At 61.7% G+C, this 17,170-nt stretch carries 19 protein-coding genes and 1 pseudogene; 4 read left to right on the top strand and 16 right to left on the bottom strand.

Annotated features, from left to right (window positions below; all coding sequences use genetic code 11):
* Positions 1 to 4: 4 nt before the first annotated feature.
* The 4 genes from ACN9MO_RS22785 to ACN9MO_RS22800 form a co-directional block, all read right to left on the bottom strand.
* Positions 5 to 796, bottom strand: a complete 792-nt coding sequence (locus ACN9MO_RS22785; RefSeq protein WP_057251144.1) for an ABC transporter permease — start codon at positions 794 to 796, stop codon at positions 5 to 7.
* Between the two features lie 10 nt (positions 797 to 806).
* Complete coding sequence (locus tag ACN9MO_RS22790) at positions 807 to 1,787, bottom strand: ABC transporter permease (RefSeq protein ID WP_082615841.1); 981 nt, start codon at positions 1,785 to 1,787, stop codon at positions 807 to 809.
* A 77-nt stretch (positions 1,788 to 1,864) separates the two neighbouring features.
* Positions 1,865 to 2,965, bottom strand: coding sequence for an extracellular solute-binding protein (locus ACN9MO_RS22795; protein WP_425987890.1), 1,101 nt, complete (start codon positions 2,963 to 2,965; stop codon positions 1,865 to 1,867).
* Positions 2,966 to 2,988: 23 nt separating this feature from the next.
* Positions 2,989 to 4,023: a LysR family transcriptional regulator gene (locus ACN9MO_RS22800; protein ID WP_082615842.1), complete on the bottom strand. Its 1,035-nt coding sequence runs from the start codon at positions 4,021 to 4,023 to the stop codon at positions 2,989 to 2,991.
* 260 nt (positions 4,024 to 4,283) lie between these two features.
* Between ACN9MO_RS22800 and ACN9MO_RS22805 the strand changes: the two are divergent.
* Positions 4,284 to 4,438, top strand: a pseudogene (locus tag ACN9MO_RS22805) (NAD/NADP octopine/nopaline dehydrogenase); the annotation flags it as partial.
* Positions 4,439 to 4,463: 25 nt separating this feature from the next.
* Positions 4,464 to 4,601 (top strand): hypothetical protein, encoded by a 138-nt coding sequence (locus tag ACN9MO_RS22810; RefSeq protein WP_156414639.1) that lies wholly within the window; start codon positions 4,464 to 4,466, stop codon positions 4,599 to 4,601.
* A gap of 79 nt (positions 4,602 to 4,680) precedes the next feature.
* Here ACN9MO_RS22810 and ACN9MO_RS22815 read toward each other — a convergent pair whose 3' ends face one another.
* From ACN9MO_RS22815 to ACN9MO_RS22870, 12 genes are all read right to left on the bottom strand, one after another.
* Entirely contained in the window at positions 4,681 to 5,736 is a 1,056-nt protein-coding gene (locus ACN9MO_RS22815) for an alpha/beta hydrolase family protein (protein ID WP_057251146.1), read from the bottom strand.
* 160 nt (positions 5,737 to 5,896) lie between these two features.
* The gene (locus ACN9MO_RS22820; RefSeq protein ID WP_057251147.1) at positions 5,897 to 6,229 is read right to left on the bottom strand and encodes a cupin domain-containing protein; all 333 of its coding nucleotides are present in this window, start codon (positions 6,227 to 6,229) and stop codon (positions 5,897 to 5,899) included.
* Positions 6,230 to 6,239: 10 nt separating this feature from the next.
* Complete coding sequence (locus ACN9MO_RS22825; protein WP_057251148.1) at positions 6,240 to 7,244, bottom strand: quinone oxidoreductase family protein; 1,005 nt, start codon at positions 7,242 to 7,244, stop codon at positions 6,240 to 6,242.
* Between the two features lie 27 nt (positions 7,245 to 7,271).
* Entirely contained in the window at positions 7,272 to 8,150 is an 879-nt protein-coding gene (locus tag ACN9MO_RS22830; protein WP_057251149.1) for a 3-keto-5-aminohexanoate cleavage protein, read from the bottom strand.
* Positions 8,151 to 8,189: 39 nt separating this feature from the next.
* Positions 8,190 to 8,894 (bottom strand): catechol 1,2-dioxygenase, encoded by a 705-nt coding sequence (locus tag ACN9MO_RS22835; protein WP_200964176.1) that lies wholly within the window; start codon positions 8,892 to 8,894, stop codon positions 8,190 to 8,192.
* A complete protein-coding gene (locus tag ACN9MO_RS22840) occupies positions 8,849 to 9,058 on the bottom strand; it encodes a dioxygenase (protein WP_200964178.1) in 210 nt (69 codons plus the stop codon). Before ACN9MO_RS22840 ends, ACN9MO_RS22835 begins: the two co-directional genes overlap by 46 nt.
* Before the next feature lie 106 nt (positions 9,059 to 9,164).
* Entirely contained in the window at positions 9,165 to 9,938 is a 774-nt protein-coding gene (locus tag ACN9MO_RS22845) for a glutathione S-transferase family protein (protein WP_057251188.1), read from the bottom strand.
* Positions 9,939 to 9,949: 11 nt separating this feature from the next.
* Positions 9,950 to 10,993, bottom strand: a complete 1,044-nt coding sequence (locus ACN9MO_RS22850; RefSeq protein ID WP_057251150.1) for a branched-chain amino acid ABC transporter permease — start codon at positions 10,991 to 10,993, stop codon at positions 9,950 to 9,952.
* Positions 10,993 to 11,871, bottom strand: a complete 879-nt coding sequence (locus ACN9MO_RS22855; protein ID WP_057251151.1) for a branched-chain amino acid ABC transporter permease — start codon at positions 11,869 to 11,871, stop codon at positions 10,993 to 10,995. Before ACN9MO_RS22855 ends, ACN9MO_RS22850 begins: the two co-directional genes overlap by 1 nt.
* Before the next feature lie 11 nt (positions 11,872 to 11,882).
* Entirely contained in the window at positions 11,883 to 12,611 is a 729-nt protein-coding gene (locus tag ACN9MO_RS22860; RefSeq protein WP_057251152.1) for an ABC transporter ATP-binding protein, read from the bottom strand.
* Complete coding sequence (locus tag ACN9MO_RS22865) at positions 12,611 to 13,357, bottom strand: ABC transporter ATP-binding protein (protein WP_057251153.1); 747 nt, start codon at positions 13,355 to 13,357, stop codon at positions 12,611 to 12,613. The genes ACN9MO_RS22860 and ACN9MO_RS22865 overlap by 1 nt, the downstream gene beginning before the upstream one ends.
* A 97-nt stretch (positions 13,358 to 13,454) precedes the next feature.
* Positions 13,455 to 14,738: an amino acid ABC transporter substrate-binding protein gene (locus tag ACN9MO_RS22870; protein ID WP_057251154.1), complete on the bottom strand. Its 1,284-nt coding sequence runs from the start codon at positions 14,736 to 14,738 to the stop codon at positions 13,455 to 13,457.
* Between the two features lie 252 nt (positions 14,739 to 14,990).
* Between ACN9MO_RS22870 and ACN9MO_RS22875 the strand changes: the two genes are divergently transcribed.
* Positions 14,991 to 16,031, top strand: coding sequence for a LacI family DNA-binding transcriptional regulator (locus tag ACN9MO_RS22875; protein ID WP_057251155.1), 1,041 nt, complete (start codon positions 14,991 to 14,993; stop codon positions 16,029 to 16,031).
* Between the two features lie 107 nt (positions 16,032 to 16,138).
* Positions 16,139 to 16,885, top strand: coding sequence for an SDR family NAD(P)-dependent oxidoreductase (locus ACN9MO_RS22880; protein ID WP_244495607.1), 747 nt, complete (start codon positions 16,139 to 16,141; stop codon positions 16,883 to 16,885).
* The last annotated feature ends 285 nt before the right edge of the window (positions 16,886 to 17,170 follow it).

Raw genomic sequence — 17,170 nt, forward strand, 5'->3', positions numbered from 1 at the left:
CGCGTCAGCTCCTGGAACGGCGGGTGAAATGCTCGGCATAGATGCCGATGGCGGTGGTGACGACGAGAACGATCGTTGCCATGGCGTTGATTTCCGGCGACATGCCCCCTTGCACCTTGGCGAAGATCAGCATGGGCAATGTCGGCTGGTAGCCGCCGAGGAAGAAGGTGCGGACGAAGTCGTCGATGCTGGTCAGCACGCAGAAGATCATGCCGCCGAAGAGCGCCGGCATCAGATAGGGGATGGTGACGCGGAGGAAGGCGATGAAGGGATCGGCACCGAGATCGCGCGCCGCATCCACGAGATTGGCCGGCATCGAGCGCAGCCGCGTCAGCACCATGATGACGACGAAGGGCACGGCATGGACCGTGTGTGCCAGGATGATCGCGAAGGTGCCGGTCGGAATGTCGACGGTGCGGATGAAGATGCGCATGGAAATGGCGTTGATCAGCCCCGGCACCACGGCGGGCAGACAGGCGAGCGCGAAAATGACCGCCTTGCCCCAAATGTTTTCCGCCGAAACGAGAAGCGCGATCCAAACGCCGATGATCGTTGCCGAAACGGTGGTGGCGAGCGCGATGCCGATCGAATAGAGCGAGGCTTCGAGGAACTGCTTATCCTGGACCACCTTGGCGTACCAGGAAAGGGTCCAGTTGCCGATCGGGAAAGCGATGAAGTTCGCGTCCTTGAAGCTCATCGCCGTCATCAGCGTCAGCGGCAAGACCAGATAGACGGCGAAGATCCAATAGGACGCGCCGAGCGCTGTTTTGGGGAGATCGTTGAAATAGGTTCGCATCGGCCCGCCCTTACATCAGCCGGACCGAGCGGCCGCCGACGATCCGCATGAAAAGTCCGACGGTCGTCAGCGACACCACGAGCATTATCATCGAGAACGCAGCGCCTTCCGGCCATTTGTCGTTCGACCCGTGGAACAGCGTCGCGATGACCTCGGGGAAAATGACTGAATTCGGGCCGCCCAGCAGCAGCGGCGCGGCGAAGACGCCGACGGCGGTCAGATAGACGAGGCTGCAGCCGGAGACGATGCCGTCCTTCGAGAGCGGCAAGATGACCCGGCGGAACCGTTGGAAGGGTCCGGCACCAAGATCGGCCGCCGCCTGGATCAGCGGTGTCGGGATCTTCTCGATCGCCGAATAGAGCGGCAGGAGCATGTAGAGCGCAAGCAGATAGATGACGCCGAAGCTCAGCGAAAAGAAGGTGTAGAGCATCGGGATCGGCCGGTCGATGAAGCCGAATTCCCTGAGGAGCACGTTCAGCGCTCCACGATTGGCAAGCAACATGATGACCGAAAAGGTACGGATCAGCTCGCCGGCCCAGAAGGGAATGAGCAACAGCAACAATGCCCGCATCCGGTTCTTCGGCTGCACCACCTTCGCGACGTAGTAGGCGACGGGATAGACGATCACCAGCGTCGAGATCGTGACCACCGCGGCAAAGACCAGGCTGCGGACGAAGGGCACGAAATAGAGCCGGTCGGAAAAGAAAAGCCCGTAATTTGCCAGCGTGTACTCGCTGCTCTTGTCGGGTTGCGGCGGATAGTTGGCGAGAAGGCTGATATTGGCCATCTGCAAGATCGGCCCGATGTGCAGCATGGCGATCCACAGAAGCGGCACGCCCGCAAGCACGGCGAGACGCACACGTCGGCTGTCGACGAGAAGCCCGATCGTGTTGCGATAGAGTCCCGAACTCGCCGCCCTGCCGATCCATCCGGCGTAGCGCGGTGCCGTCGGCAAACCGACGGATCGCGGTTGCGTTGTCGTATCCAGCATTCTTTTGTTCCCGGCTCTGGAAGAGTCCATTTTTTATGGGTGACCGGCCGGAAGACCGGTCACCCAGAAGGCCGCAGTCAGGCTGCCTTGATCTCCGCAGCGGCCTTGTCGATCAAGTCGTTCTTCATGTCGCGGTTGATCGAGCTGAAGAACTGGATGCGTTCGACCTGCTCGGGCGGCAGCGACAGGGCCGCGCGCTCCTTGTCGTTCAGCACCTTGTCGACCCCGTCGAAGGCCGAAGAGAAGCCGGACTGACGGGTCATCGCCGCGCCGATTTCCGGCGAGGACAGGATCGCATCAAGGAAGGTGTAGGCGGCGTCCGCGTTCGGCGCGTTGTTGACGACGTTGAACGAATAGAGGAAGCCGAAGGTCCCTTCCTTGGGCACCGAGATCTCGATCGGATGGCCGTCCATGACGAGCTTGGCGGCCGGCCCGGACCAGGCCTGCGCCAGATAGATGTCCTCGTTGACGAACATCTGCTGCAGCTCGGAGCCCGCATCGTAGTATTTGCGCACCTTGTCCTTGTGCTGGATCAGGAAGTCACGCGCCTGGTTCGTTGCGGTCTGCGCTACATCGGGCTTGTCGCCATAGGTCACATAGTCGCCGTCATTGCCCTGGTAGCGCATGACGATGGAGAGGAAGTCGCTGACGATGTACGACGTCAGGTTCTTGTTCTCGTCATCGAACATGATGCCCCAGCTATCGGAGGCCTTGGCGTATTCCGTGTTGCGTACGAGACCCTCAAAGCCCGCAAGCAGCGGCACGCCGAAGGTCTTGCCGTCCACGGTGAGCTGCGGCGCACCCTTGTAGGCGGCGGCAAGCTTGTCCCAGTTCTTGAGCCGCGCGGTGTCGAGGGACGCCAGCAAGTTGGACTTCATGAACTGAGACAGGCGGTGGCCGGTAACGGTCACGATGTCCGTGGAAGGCGTGGCACCTTCGGCGGTCAGCAGGTTGTACTGCTTTCCCTGGTCGTCGGTCAGCCGGATGCGGACCTCGATGCCCGTATCCTTCTGGAACTGGTCGATGAAGGACTGCGGTACGAATTTGTCATAGGTCGTGATGTTGACGACCTTACTCTCAGCAAAGGCGGGACGGATGATCGATGGCGCGGCCAATACGCCTGCGCCCGTCGCCAGCAGTTTCAAAGTCGAGCGGCGGGTTACGTCCAAATTTTTCATGTCGTTCTCCTCATTTTACGAGCTCAGTTTTCGTTCTCGGGCGTGTCGAGCTTTTGCTCCCCTTTATTTCGCTGCCGGTTGTCCGACAGCGTGCCATCGCCGGCATTTCGGCCGGCGAAGGTCTTTTCGGCGATGCGCGCCATCTGTCGCGGATCGTGGACGGTGAAATCCGGCATGCGCTCCGATGCGATCCGCGCGATGCGTTGAACCAGTTCCTGGACGCCGGCCGAGAGCGGGCGCGAGGCCGCCGACAGGATCGCCCAAAGGAAGGGAATCTCGACATCAAGCGGGCGAACTGCGACGGGCGCCGATTGCAGGCCATAGGCCGTCGCTGGCTCGATGATCGCGACGCCGAGCCCGAGCGATGCGATCTGCACGGCATTGTTGGCCGCATTGGTCGCGATGACGCGATTGGGCCGCACGCTGGCCGCCTCCAGTGCTTCATCGACACGGCGGCGCAAACGAAACGGATTGGCCATGGTTATGAGGGTGCGTCCGGCGAGGTCCGCGATCGAAATCACGTCCTTCGCAGCCAGAGGATCATGCGGCGCTACCGCGGCCACGCAGCGCCCCTCGAAAAACCCCTGCACTTCAAGCCCCGGCTGATCGGCCGGCAGAGAGGTCACGCAGAAATCCGCAGTGCGCGCGAGCACCGACTGCACGGCCGCTTCCGCCGGCATGCTGCGAAGCTGGATTGTGTGCGGCAGAAAATGCTCGGGTAGTTCCGCAAGCGCGATCGGGATGATGCCACTCGCAAAAGCCGGCGTTGCGGCGATCTCGATCGGCTCGGGTTCCTTGCCGGCAATCGCCTTGGCTCGATTGCGCAGGTGGCCGATGCCGCTGAGAAAGCGTTCGGCATCTTCGTGGAAGGCAATCCCCTTGTCGGTCGGGGAGATCTTAGGTCCATTTCGCTCGAACAGCGCAAATCCAAGCGACGTTTCCAGATCCTGAATAAGCCGCGTCACCTGCGACTGCGATCGGTCAAGCATGCGGGCGGCGCCGGTGATGCTGCCTGTCGACATGACTGCGAGAAAGGCCTCGAGATCGCGAACTTCCATGGATTATCATGCGCTCCATGCATTATGACTGACTCATACTGCATAAAACGCATTCTATGCGCTAGTGACAAAAGACAAGTTTCTTTGTTGGAGCCGTTCGTAGAAAATCCGATCAGCCGGCTCCTAACGGGACACATCGGCTCTTGGTCCGTTTCAATGACCGTGAGGGCCGATCTGCGAGAGCGACGGAAGCGATTGCAGGGAGGGGTTTATGCGTCTCGGTGTTCTCGGCGCGGGTGCGATCGCTTGCGACATGGCGCCTTTCCTCGCCAAGGCCGGTCATTATCAGTTCGCACAGCTCCTTCGGTACGCTCTATCTGCCGCGGCGGCTGGCACGGAGGGCGTAAGCTTACCCATCAACGTCTGGGGCATGACGCTTCTGACCGGCCGTCAGCAAGCTGACCAGCCTTCTCTGCCGCATCGTCGGCCAACCCGCATCGTTGCTCGAGGCCAGCCTGTTCTCGGCGGCGATGGGCCGCAATCTCGTGGGCGACAACGACCTTTTGCCCGACCTCGCGCTCGACAAGCTTTCGCCGACGGCACTGATTGCGCTTTGTGAGGAATGGCCGTCCGCGTAAAGCGACCGCCCAAGCGGCGTGCTTTGGTCGGGCGCCCCGGCCGGGCCAGCCGAGACGGCCATAATAACAGACCTTGCGGCTATTGCCCGCTCAAACGCTCCGCCACCCAATCGGCGACGAGCGGGCGATAGAGCCAAGGGATGTTGTTGCAGACGTGGTTGCCCTCCTCGAATATGTGTAGCCCGGCTCCACGAGAGCAGATGTCGGCACACTTCGCCGCTTCGGAGGATGGGAAGATCCTGTCACGGCCGCCGTGAAGAATGAGAGCCGGCACAGTTGGCGGAGCGCAGCCCCTAAGCGTAAAGCAATCCGCGCGCTCGCGGACGTTCTCGCCGCCAAGTGAGAAGCGCATGTTGTCTCGATAGACTTGCGGGAGTTCGCCCCAGAACCCGCCGAGATCGAAGAAGCCGTTGATGGAGACGATGCCAGCCACGGTCGGGACCGACGCAGCCGCACGCAGGGCGAGAAAACCGCCGAAGGCCATGCCGACGAGGGCGACCTTTCCCGAAAGTCTCGGATGCGCTTCTACCGACGTGATTGCCGCCTGAACGGCCGGACCGATATCCGGGCGCAACGCTCCCATCGAACGCCCCTCGCCCTGCCCGGGACCGTCGAGAGACATGGTGGCAACACCGCGGGCATGGAAATGCCGCTCGAATGCCGGAAACTCCTCCTTGGTCGAATCCGAGCCGGGGATGATCAGCGCCAGCGGATAGCGGCTTTCTCCCTTCGGGATCCGCAGGGACGCCTGCAGGACCCCGCCTTCGAACGGTACAGCGATCATCTCAGCCGGCGGATCGAGCAAGGGAGCGGCGAGGTGGTAGAGTTGCACCTTCCGAGCGGCTGCCCTCGCCTTGGCTTCAAGGTCTTCGAACGCCATGAACTGTCCGAAATGATAGAAAAGGCTCGCGCGGGCATAGGCCTCGCCCGCTGTTAAGTGGCGACCGACAGCAAGAGCCATATCGCCGAGTTCGGCCTGACGCTCGCCCTCTTCGCTCCAAGTCGAAAGCCATTTTTGCCATACTCCGGCGCGCTCGATCACCGCGCGCGCCGTCACCGACGGTATCCCGGCAACCTCCATGCGCGGGAGCCAGTGCTCGACGACGCTGGCCAACCGGTTTTCACTCTGCACCATGCACGTCCTCCCGTATGCTGACACGTTCATCGAGCCGACGTCACCGATCACCATTGCTCCCGGCGCTCGACCGTCGCTGGGGATGCGTGGCTCACGCACCCCCAGCCTGTACCGACCCGATGACCCCATCAATGCTCTCCACCAGTCTTCGGCGACGCTCTCAGGTCGGCATGGCGAGCAGGATGGACGCCGGCGCATTGGTGCGGTTGACGAGCGCGCGCGCCTCGCCGGGTGCCAGCCGGCAACTGTCGAGAAAGCCGAGCGTGGCGCTCTCGGTGCCGGTTTCGACCGTCACCTCGCCCGCAACGACGATGTAGATCTTTTCGACCGTGGCGTCTTTCAGCGACGTATGGCCGCCAGGCAGGAGGTGCGACAGGCCGATCCAGATCGTATCGGTCGTCGTCGCCTCCTTTCCCTGAAGCCGCAGACAATGCATGCCGTAATGCTCTGCCGCCTCGTATGGCTTGGCGCCGCCATAGCGTGTCACCTGCATCGCCCGCTCCTTAAGGTACCAGCAGCACGCGCTCGGGCGTGCCGCGCAACACCGAAGCATAGGCCTTGGCGGCATCGGAGAGGCCGTAGACGGTCGCCGGATTGATGGGGAACGGCTTGAGCTTGCCCTCTTCGAACTTCGGTTTGAGCCTGTCGAAGATGCGCGCGCCCTCGACGGAAGACAGTGCCAGCGTGTCGATGCCGATATATTTGTGGCGGCCTCGGAAGAAGTTGAAGATATCGAAAGGCACTGCGCGATCGAAGGTGGAGATGAACACCTGTCGAGCCTGCTTCGCCATCGCGTTGTTGGCGATTTCGAAATAGGGGCTGCCGACCGTGTTGAAGACGATGTCGGCGCCGTGGCCGCCGGTCTTCTCGCGCACGATCGCGGCGACATCATCCTTGGCGCTGTTCAGCATCTCGACGGGCGCGTTGCTATGCGCCAGCAGCGGCTGCTCGTTGTATTCGACCGCAAAGACCTTGGCCCCCGCCATGGTCGCCAGCTGGATGACCGCCTGCCCGACCTTGCCATTGCCGCCGCAGACGAGCACGACATCCGTCGGCTGCACGCCGCCGGCTTCGCGCAGGCCCTCATGGGCCGTGATGAAGGGCACGCCGATCGAGCCTGCTTCCTGCATCGTGAAATTCGCGGGCTTGGCACGCACGGCCTTCTGATCGAGCACCATCCATTTGGCGTGGCTGCCGTCCTGGGTGATGCCGAGCTCGCCGCCGCCACCCCAGATCTCCATGCCAATCATCGATGACGGTCCTTCGCGCACTATGCCGCCGAAATCGCGACCGGGCGTGCGTGGCCAGACGGCGTGCGGCATATGTCCGAGGGATGCTTTCACGTCGCTGGGGTTTACCCCTGCCGCCATGATCTCCACCAGCACCTGGCCCGGTCCCGGTCGCGGCACTGCAACGTCGACGACGTCGATCTTGAGATTGTCGAGATCGGGGGATTTTTCCGTCACCCTCAATGCCCGGGCGATCTTGGCGTCCACCTGAATGTTCATTCTATGCCTCCTTGGAGATGTCGATGCTTATGCGCGCAGTCCGAGGATCTCACGGGCCTGGGAAGGCTCGGCGATCCTTCCGCCGAGCTTCTCGATCAGGTCTCTTGCCCGTTCGACCAGTTCGCCATTGCCTTTGGCGAGCACGCCCTTGGCGATGTAGGAGTTGTCCTCCAGGCCAACGCGAACGTGACCGCCGAGCAGATAGGCCTGGACGGCCATCGGGAACGACATTCGACCGACACCGAACCCGGTCCAGACGGCGTCGCCGGGCAGCATTCGGGCGGCGGTCGCCATGACGTCGGTGGTCGACGGGAAGCCGTACTTGACGCCGGTCACGATCGTGAACATCGCCGGCGACTTCAGCACGCCCGCTTTCAAAAGGTCCTGTGCGAGCTGGATATGCCCGGTATCGAAGACCTCGAGCTCCGGCTTGGAACCCGCCTCGTTGATGATGTCGGCCATGATCTTTACGTTGGCCGGCGTGTTGATCACGACTTCCGACCCGAAGGTCATGGTGTTGAGATCGAGCGTGGCGATGTCCGGTTTCAGCGCGACGATGTGCTCGACCCGCTTTTCCGGCCGCATCAGCGTGGTTCGTGGTCCGGCGACCGCCGGGTTCTCGTCGCTCGGGTGATAGCGTCCGCCCGGCCCGGTCGTCACGTTGAGGATCAGCGCCGTGTTTTTGGCCCGTATGCGCTCGACGACCTCGCGGTAGTATCCAAGCTCCATGGAGGGCTTCGCCGTAACCGGGTCCCGCACGTGAATATGCGCGATCGCCGCACCGGCATCGGCCGCTTCCAGGCAGGAATTGGCGATCTCCTCGGGCGTGACGGGAAGTGCGGGGGTGTTCTCCCGGGTCGTGAGGTTACCCGTGACCGCACAGGTAATGATGACGTTCTGCTGCATCACAGACTCTCCTTCCCAAGGAATGATCCATTTGATCCGTCAGCCATGATGCGCCACCACCTTCTTTCCGGAGATCGGAGGCACCGGCAGGATCGATTGGCCCTCCACCAGTTTGAAGTGATAGTTGCAGCTGTAGAATGGCGCCTGGGCGCCCGGAAATCCGGAGTCCGGACTGTCGTGCCGGAAGAATTTCCCGACAATCTGCTGTTTCGCGCCGAAAACAACGTCGGTTAGCAGGGCTTCGTGACTGTCGGAAAAGATCTGGGTGACGAGAGTCTTGTAGCTGGGTGCCGAGACGATGAAGTGGATGTGGGCCGGACGCATCGGCGCCCGCTTCTGTGCCCGCAGGAGGTCGCCGACCGGGCCACCGGTTGGAACCGGATAGCCTGCCGGTTTCACGGACACGAAATGAAAGTTTCCATCGCTATCCGTCGTGAGCCGGCCGCGAAGGTTGAAGTCGTCCTGCGTCTCGTCCTGGTTCTCGTAGAGCCCGACTGGGGACGCCTGCCAGACATCGAGGGTTGCCCCCTCGACGGGCCGACCGGCGGGATCCGTCACACGACCCGTGAAATAGAGCTTAGGCTCAGGCGTATCGGAGCGCGCGATGCAGTCGCCGTTCACACATTTCGGCGCGCCACCGCGATAGAAAGGCCCGAGAAGCGCCGACAGCGTCTCGCCCTGCGTCCCGTCGATGTTGATCAGATCGATGAGCGTCGATGCGCCGAGCACGTCGGCGGCAAGCACCGTTCGTTGTGGGCCTCGTTGGTCGCCTGTCCGAGCGCCGTGATCCAGCGCAGGGCGTATTCGAACTCTGCCTCTGTCGGACGCGTCTCCAGCAGAAATGCATGCAGATGGCTGACCATCGCATCCATGAGCTGTTTGAGCCGCGGATCGTCTCCGTGCGACATGGCGGCAAGCACCGTCGGCGCGACGTCGGTTTCCTTCGAGATCAGTTTTTACTTCGGGGCTGATATGGCTGTTCATCCTGTTCTCCTTTCCGCATCACTGGCCTGACTAGGAGACCCGAAGTTCGGGCTTCGCCGACCTCAGGTGCGGGTATTTTTCGGTCAGCAGCGACCCGTAGTAGTAGGTCTCGGTGAACGCGTCGGTTGCGCGGATGGCTTCGAGCCAACGCTGGATCGCCGGCGCATCCGCCCACATCGAGGAGAGACCGATATCGTCCATCCGGACGATCACCGGCATGATCGCGATATCCGCCAGCGTCATCTTATCGCCCATGATCCACGGTCCGCCATTGTCGGAAAGCCAGCTCGCCATGCGCTGAACACCGCGTTGCAGGCGGCCGAGCGCTTCGTTCATTTCCTGCTCCGGGAAGCCGGTGCGCCCCATCTTCATCAGGAACTCGCGACGAAGCGGCTTTGCGTCACAGACCGCCTGGAACTCCTCTGCCGTCATCGCCTGGTAGTGCGGCAGGAAGGCGAGGTTGTAGGAAGGCACCCGGATCGCCGGCGTCGGTACTTCGTCGATGAAGCGCATCATCGCCCGCATCTTCGCCGCTTCGAAGGCGTCCCATGGTCGAAACGCACCTGGGAGAATGTCCTCGAGATAATCCATGATGACGGCGGAGTCGGTGACCGCACGGCCCTGGTGAACGAGCGAAGGCACCACCCCGTTCGGATTGATCGCGAGGTATTCGGGTTTCAGCTGATCGCCGGTGAACAGATCGAGCTTGTGCTCCTCGAATGCGAGGCCCTTCGCGTGCAGAACGTATCGCACCCGTTGGCTGCACGTCGATTGAGGAGCGTTGTAGAGAATGAAGTCCTGCATGGTCGCCTCCATCAATCCCAGTTGAGGACGCGGGGCAGCTTGCCCTTGCGGGCCAGCGTCCCGATCACGCCGTTGGGGAAGAACATCAGTCCCAGGACCATGACGAAACCGGTCGCCATGATGTTGATCTCGGACGCGCCGAGCGTCGCCACGAAGATTTCGTTGAAGGCGACGATCAGAATCGCACCCACGACAGGCCCGGCAATCGTGCCCTTGCCGCCGAGGATGCACATCAGCACCAGGTTTGCCGAAACGAGGATGATCAGGAAGATGTTCGGCCGGAGATAGGTGAGGTATTCGCCCCAGACAGCACCCGCCATGCCGACGAAGAATGCCGACAACGCGAAGGCAAGGACCTTGTAGAATCGGGTGTTGATGCCGGCGCTCTCCGCCTTGACCTCGTCCTTGGAGAGCGCGCGCAGGCCGAGCCCGAACTTGGAATGCTTGATGCGATAGGTCGCCCATACGGTGAAGGCAGCCATCAGCACAAAGGCATAGTAATAGGGCAGTTTGGCAGTCTCGACCGGCAGGTCGGTAACCGGCAGCGACAAGCCATTGGCGCCGCCGATGAACTCCCAGTGATCGAACAGGATACGGGCGATCATCAGGAGCGCGATGGAGGAGATGATGAAGCTCGGGCCGCGAACCTTCAGCGTGATGAGGCCGATGAGATAACCGCAGACGGCAGCCACCAGCCCGGCGAGCGGTGCCGTCAGCAGCGATGAGATCCCGTATCGCGCCAGGAGCACGCCTGAGAAATAGCCGCCGATCGCGAAGAAGACCGCGTGTCCGAGCGAGATGTAGCCGGCGAAGCCGCCGATGATGTTCCAGCCGCTGGCCATGACCGCATAGGAGGCGGTGAACAGCACGAGATGCAGCAGGTAGTTGTAGTTGCCGGTCAGCTGCAGGAGCGGCAGGGCGAGCAGGACACCGAGCACGGCCACGGGAAACCATGTGGCGCGGGTCTGGTCATGCTGGCGCGCAAGCTTCTGATTGTGAATGCGACGGGCCTCGAGCACCGAGCTCGCGTCGGCTTGTTGCAGGTTTGCGGCCATTATGCCAACTCCGGTTTTTCGCCGAACAGCCCCTGGGGACGGATCAGCAGGATGACGAAGAGTGCGAGAAAGAAGGTCATTGTCGACCAGGTGGCGCCCACCCAGGTGCCGACGAAGGCGGCGACGACCGAAAGAAGGAGCGAGGCGACGACGGTGCCGAGCACGCTGCCCATGCCGCCGAGGACGACGACCGACATCAGCATCGCGATCCATTCCCACTGCTTGGCGGGGAAGAAGCTGAAGACGAAGCTCACCAAAGAGCCTGCAGCGCCGGCAAGCCCGATCCCGATCGCGAAGGCCACCATGCTGATCAGGTTGACATTGACGCCGAGAAGCTCGGCAGCCTCACGGTTCTGGGTCGTTGCGCGGATGGCGTAGCCAAGCCGCGAGTAGTTGAGGAACAGCGTCAGCGCACCGATGATCGCCAGCGACACTACCCCGGCATAGAACTGCCCCTTCGGAATGAACAGGCTGCCGATGAAGAAGGCATCCGTCGCGTAATCGGGCGAAGTCACGCGCTGGGTGTTGGTGAAGGCGGCACCGAGGAAACCTTCGACGATCATGGCCAGTGCGAAGGTCAAAAGCACTGTCATTTCCGAGTAGCGCGCGCTTTTTGCCTGGCTTTCGAACATGAGGCGGTAGAGAAGCACGCCGATTGCAGCCATGATCAGTGCCGCGATCGGCAACGTCGCGATCGGGTCGAGACCCCAAAGCTTGAATGCCCAGTAACTAACATAGGCGCCGCAGATGATCAGTGAGGGGTGTGCCAGGTTGACGATGCGCATGACGCCAAAGACCAGCGAAAGACCGGATCCCATCAGCGCGATCACGCCGCCAAGGGCGAGGCCGAGTATCAGTATCTGAAGAATGTCTGTCATCATGTCCTCCGCTACGCGACCTTGCGGCCGCCGAGGTAAAGTTCCTGGATGCGCGGGTCCGCCAGTACCGCTTCGGCCGGCCCTTCGAAGAGGGTGCGGCCGAGGTCGAGGACAACGCCCCAGTCGGAATTCTTGAGGCCCATCATCGCGTTCTGCTCGACGAGCAGCACCGTGACGCCCTCCTTCGACATCATCTTCATGATGTCGAACATCTCCTGGACCACCTTCGGCGCGAGTCCGAGGGAGGGTTCATCCAGCATGACGATGTCCGGCTTGACGATCAGCGTCCGCGCCATGGCAAGCGTCTGCTGCTGGCCACCCGACATGGTTCCGGCATGCTGATCGGCCCGTTCGCGCAAGACCGGGAAGCGCTCGAGGATTTCGTCGATGCGGCGGTCGCGCAGTTTCGTGTCGTCGAGCACGTATCCGCCCATGCGCAGGTTTTCGCGCACCGTCATCTTCGGAAACAGCGCGCGTTCCTGCGGCACGAAACAGATGCCTTTGCGAAGGATCTGGTCCGGGCGTAGCCCGTTCAGACGCTCGCCCTTGAAGACGACATCGCCCTTGCGGATCGTCAGCATGCCGCAGATCGCCTTCAACAGCGTGGACTTGCCGGCGCCGTTTGGGCCGATGATGCAGTGGACCTTGCCAGGCTCGACCGTCAGACGGGCGCCATCAAGTATGGCAGGGCCGTCGCCGTAGCCGGCAGTGATGTTGGTGACTTGCAAAAGTTCGCTCATCAGGCCGCTTCCTCTTCCAGTACGCCGCCCAGATAGGCTTCGAGCACATGCGGATCGCGACGCACCACATCGGGCGTGCCGTCGCAGATCACCCGCCCATGCGCCATGACGACGACGCGGTGCGAAAGCCGCATGATCAGGTCCATGTTGTGTTCGACGATGAGGACCGTCAGCCCCTTGGCATTGAGCGCCTTGATGTGGCCAACGATCTCCTCGAGCAGCGTCGGATTGACGCCGCCGGCCGGCTCGTCCAGCAGAATGATCTTGGGATCGGCCATCAGCAGCGCGGCCAGATCCATCAGTTTCTTCTGGCCGTAGGACAGGTTGTGCCCGTCCTCGTAGGCAATGCGGGTGATCCCGAGGAAATCGAGGATCGACATCGCCTTGTCCCGCTCATCCGCCGAGATTGCGGGCCGAAACAGCTCCGTGAACCCGCGGCAGCGCGCCTGGACGATCACGTTTTCCAGCACCGTCATGTCGGCGAGATTGCGTGAGATCTGGAACGTGCGGCTAAGACCCTTTGCGGTGATCTTGTGCGGGCGCAGATTGTCGATCCGCTCTCCGTCCAGCCAGACCTCGCCGGAAGTCGGAACGACGGTGCGACTGATGCAATTGAAGGCCGTGGTCTTGCCGGCGCCGTTCGGGCCGATGAGTGCCGTGATCGAGCCTTTCTCGACCGTGAAGCTTGCGCCATCCACGGCGCGAATTCCGCCGTAGTGCTTGCACAGGTTCTTAACCTCGAGCATCCGCGCGATCTCCTTTCAGTAGATATCTCAGTAGTAGATGCCTGCCGATCGGGAGGGCGCGCCGCAGGCGGAACGCCCTCCCCTATCTCGCAAACGGTCAGAAACCGGACTTGGGATAGCGGAAGGGCACGACGCCCTCGAACTGACCGGTCGGGTAAACGAAGGTCAGCTTGCCGTCCTGCCACTGCGTCATGATGTGCGCCTTGTCGACGGGTAGGCCGAGATCGTCCCAACTGAAATTACCGAGAACCGTCTGAACCGGCTGCTCCTTTGTGCGGGCGTGCAGCCATTCGCCCATCTTGGCGTTATCCGTGGTGCCGGCCCCGACGATCGCCTGCTCGATGCCCTGGCAGACGGCGAAGGGAATGGCGCTGTCCTCATCCGGCTCGACGCCGTATTCGGCTTCGAATGCCTTCACGAAATCCGCATTGTCGAACGGCTTTCCGGCGAGCGTACTCTTGAAGGGAACATCCTTGTGCCAGGTGGTGTGGATGACGACACCATCGGCCGCATCCTTGCCGACACCCTCGATGAATTCCGTCTGCGCGCCCTGGCTGAGATAGACGAGCTTCGCTGATGCACCGACGGTCTTCAGAGCGCGCATGAGCTGAACCGCTTCTTCCGCAGAAGCCGTCAGGCCGACGATCATTTCCGCGCCGGAGCGCTTGATCGAATTTGCAAGGTTCAGCCAGTCATTGAACCCTTCTTCGGGCCACTTTTCCTCCATTACCACTTCGATACCGGCTTCCTTGAAGTAACCGGGAGCGAGGTCGGCGATTTCCTTGTCATTGGCCGGATCGATCACCTTCTGGCCGAGGAGGCCGGTGGCGATCGCGTTTGCGAAGAAGTCGTCCGCGTGGACGACCGCGACAGTCTTCGGCGCATCCGCCGGGTCCTTGATCTCCTTCAGGAGGCCGATCATGTCCTTGCCGGTATATTCGGCGGCATTGACCTGGAAGTAGAAGAGGTTCTTGTAGCCCTGGGCATAGATCCGGAGCGCCCCGCCCGAGGGAACCGGGTGAACCATGTTGTACTTGGACAGAACGTTGCCGACCGGAAAGGTCAGGCGGCTCGAGAAGGTGCCGTAGACGGCATCGACCTTGTCGACATTGATGAAGCGTTCGTACTGGTTGATGGCCGTTGCCGGATCAGAGCGATTGTCGCTGACAATCAATTCCACCTGCTTGCCGAGAATACCGCCCGCTTCGTTGATGAGCTTGTTGCAGAGCTCGTAGCCCCGCTTGTGCTTCTCGCCGCTGACCGAGAGGCCACCGGTAATCGGCAGCGACGCTCCGATCCGTATTGTTTCCGCAGCGCTGGCAACGGTGCTTGCTGAAAGCACACTGATGGTTGCTGCCGCGATCAGCCGATTGATTCCCATTTCTTCTCCTCCCAGAGGTTTTCGTGCAATCGTTTGCATTCGAGTAAAAGACAAATCGCCCAGCTCCGCCGGACGCCACTCACGCCTTGTGTTCGATCGACGGCAGGGCAGCTCCTCAACTCCTTGCCGAAAACTGGATGTGCAAACGATTGCACGTCCGCGATTATGCGTACCGCTTGCGCTTTGTCAAGCGCCCATGCGAACGATTGCAAAACTCCTGGCAAGATTTTAAATGGAGGAGCGAGGTGATACATGCAAAAGAAACGAACCACCCTGAAGGACATTGCGCGCGCGACCGGCGTTCACGTGTCGACCGTGTCGCGCGCGCTTGATCCCGCTGAGCGAAAGAGCATCACGCCGGAAGTCGTGGCAAAGATCCAGGCGGCGGCGGAACGGTTGGACTATCGCCCCAATCGCATTGCCTTCGGGCTCCGCACCAACAGGACGATGACGGTCGGCGTGGTCATCCCCGACATCACCAACCCCATCTTCCCGCCGATCCTGCGCGGAATCGAAAGCGTTCTGGAACCGCTCGGATACGCGTCGATCATCGTCAACACCGATAGCGAACGCGAGCGCGAAATTCGTCTTCTCGAAGTGCTCAGGGACCGAGGCGTCGACGGCCTCATTCACGCGGCGGTGCTCAGAAGCGATCCCTCAATTGCCAAAGCCGCCCAGGATGGTCTCTCGGTGGTGACGCTGAACAGACGCGTGGAACGTTCGAACATCCCCTACGTCATCAATGACGAGGACATGGGCATCTGCGAGATGCTGCGCCACCTGACGAAGCTCGGCCACCGGCGGATCGCGCATCTTGCCGGACCGCAGGATCTCTCGACCGGCCAGCTGCGCCTCGCGGCGTTTCGCAGCGCCGCCGAGAGAATGTCGATTGACTTCGATCCGGAACTCATCGTTACCGCCATACGCTTCGACGAAGACGAAGGCGCCCGCTGCACGCGCGACCTGCTTGCTTCCGGGCACGATTTCACGGCCGTGCTCTGCGCAAACGACCGCCTGGCGCTCGGCTGCATCGACGTTCTGCGAGAGAATGGCCTCGATTGCCCGTCGGACATTTCCGTCAGTGGTTTCAACGACATGCCATTCCTCCATCTGGCGCGTCCACGGCTGACAACTGTCAGGATCCAGCAATACGATGCCGGCATCACCGCCGCGTCGATCTTGCTGCGCCTGATGAATTCCGGCGCAGACGACGATATCCCCTTGGAGACCGTGTTGCCGGTGGAACTCATGGAGCGCGACAGCACAGGGCCGGTAGCTGCGCGAAGTCGCTGACAATCGTTCCCTGCCGAACGGTCGCGCGCTGGTTGTCAACAGTGTCGGATTTCATTGGAGAGCCCCTCTCCTCTCCAGGCTCAAGCCTTATGGCGTATCCGCGGTCCTTGGTTGGAAAGACAGTTCTCCTTATCGGCGGAAACGGTGCGATCGGCGCCGCGACAGGGCGCCTGTTTGCGGAGGCAGGCGCAACGGTTCTCATCACCCATACGCCGAGCGAACAGAGCGTCTTGAGCGCGGATGCGGCGCATTTTTCCTTTGCAAACGCGGAACGTCACGCGCGCTACGCCGCCGACATCACGGATTCCAGCGCCCTTAGCGGCCTCGCCAGCACCATCGAACAGAAATTCGGCCGGCTCGATATCCTCGTCAATGCGGCCGGTTTCACCAAGCCAATCGCCCCCCGGGATCTCGATGCACTGACCGACGAACTGATCGACGACATTTTCAAGGTAAATTGGCGAAGCCAGTTCGCAGCCATCCGGGCCTTCGCCCCTCTGTTGAAAAAGTCCGGCGATGGGCTCGTCGTCTCCATCTCGTCGATCGCAGCCTTCACCGGCATAGGGTCGAATATCGCCTATTGCGCAGCCAAGGCTGGTATCGACGTCATGACCGAGCCCCTCGCCCGCGTGCTGGCGCCGGAGGTCAGGGTGCTTGCCGTTTCTCCCGGCGTCGTCGACACGCAATTCGTTTCTGGGCGGGGTTCGGGCTTCAATGAGAAGGTCGCGGCCTCGACCCCGCTCGCCCGCATCGGCGAGGTCGACGATATTGCTGCGGCCATCCTGGCCTGTGCGACGTTGCTCGGTTTTTCCACCGGTCATATCATCCAGGTGGATGGCGGTCGCGCGCTCTGACGCAGCAGCAATATCCGCGCGATGGAGCGACGGGGCCCGAAAGCCCGGCTCCGTCACCGTGTTCAATGTCTGGTTCAGGGAGAGCTCAGTCCCTCGGCGGCCAGATCGGAATGGTGCCTCTGCCCGAGGGGAACCGCACATTCTTGGAGCGCGTAAACTCCCGCAGAGTTTCCGCGGCGTTTTCCCTTCCAAAGCCGCTTCCCTTCTGACCGCCGAAGGGGGAGCCGAGGAAGGCGCGGCCATGTAGTTGTTGACGAAGATCATGCCGGCTTCGAGCCTGGCCGC

The organism is Ensifer sp. R-19 (genome assembly GCF_049905105.1).
Lineage (GTDB): Bacteria > Pseudomonadota > Alphaproteobacteria > Rhizobiales > Rhizobiaceae > Ensifer.